The organism is Psychrobacter sp. 1U2, from assembly GCF_051847575.1.
The window spans coordinates 1-1,314 of sequence record NZ_JBPYDC010000248.1 but is presented as its reverse complement, the minus strand read 5'-3'; the positions used below and the strand labels follow the sequence as shown (position 1 = coordinate 1,314).

Here is a 1,314-nt window from a genome sequence, read left to right as displayed (position 1 = left end):
ATGTTTGGTTTGTTTGTTTGAGGATTGTTTGTTTGAGCATTGTTTGTTTGGGCAGCGCTGTCCAATATAGCGTCTTGGGACTTGGAAGTAGAGTTAGTTGCTGCAGTGTTATGTTGGCCTACCATGTTTTGCGCGTCAGTTGGCGCGACCTGAATCTCTTTTGAATACTCAGATGTCAATAAACCTGACTCTACAGATGTATCCAAACCAGCCAATAATGACTTTCCTGCTAGTAGGTTGTTACTTTGCAAAATAGTAATAGCAGGATCGATACTAGGCTCTTGTAATGCTGCAAAATCTGCGACCAGCACTGATAGATGCGTAGTTGTTTGAGTCACTAACGTGACCACGTCTTCTGTGACGGCTAACGTCTTATCTAAAACTCGGTTTAATAGATTCTCAATTGCCCATGCCATCTCACCAACAGTAAAGGCCCCTACCATACGTCCCGATCCTTTCAACGTATGAAAACCGCGGCGCACTTCGGTCAATGGTGACAAATCTTGAATATCTTGCTGCCAGATAGGTAAAAAGTCTTTTAAATCAGTAAGTACATCGTCTGCTTCTTCGATAAAAATATCGCGAATCTCTTCATCTATATCAAAATTATCAGGTTTTACTTGCGTACGTGCAGCTTGTAGCTCTTTGCTGTCTCGACTGGTAGCATCTACTTTTTTTGCAGCGCTTACTTGGACACCAGCATCATCATCTAATACGTTTTTATTTAACGCCTCGTCAGTAGGCACGATCTCACCACTGTCGTCATAGCGAACAACATCGGATAACATTGTCTCATTTGCTATAAAAGCAGGCACTACTTTATCAGGCGCTGCTATCAATGCATCTACCAATCTTTGCGCCTGCTCTATATGCTCATTGGCTTGCTGCAATAAAGAACGATCAAATACTTGCTGGACTAAATAATCTAGCAATAGCTCAAGCGCTGTCACACTCTCCGCTAAAGATTGCGTTAGATTCCAGCTGATATTTTTTACTTTGTGGGTTTCTAATTTAGCAAACACTTTTGCAAGCTTGTCACTAACTGTCTGTACTGACGTCAAACCCATCTCTTCAAAAGCATTACCGATCTCATCAAAAGCAGTGGCTGTTGGCAAAAGGTAGGTTTGTTGCTGATACACATAATCGTTAAAATTATGTTTTAGGTCTTCAACTGCAATACGTAGCTGGCGTAAATTATCATTGGTAAAGGTGGTAGGATTTAGGGCATTCTCATCAATAGCGGTATCATCGGAAGCAGCTAAAGTCACAAAAGACGCTTTATCGCCAATTTTGGTATGAATAGACTGTTCAGTG

1 protein-coding gene is annotated in these 1,314 nt (G+C 41.4%); it reads right to left on the bottom strand.

The window, feature by feature from the left end; translation table 11 throughout:
* Nucleotides 1–1,314, bottom strand: a 1,314-nt coding sequence (locus ACS8FD_RS14900; RefSeq protein ID WP_439276428.1) for an Hpt domain-containing protein, incomplete at both ends; no start/stop codon positions are given.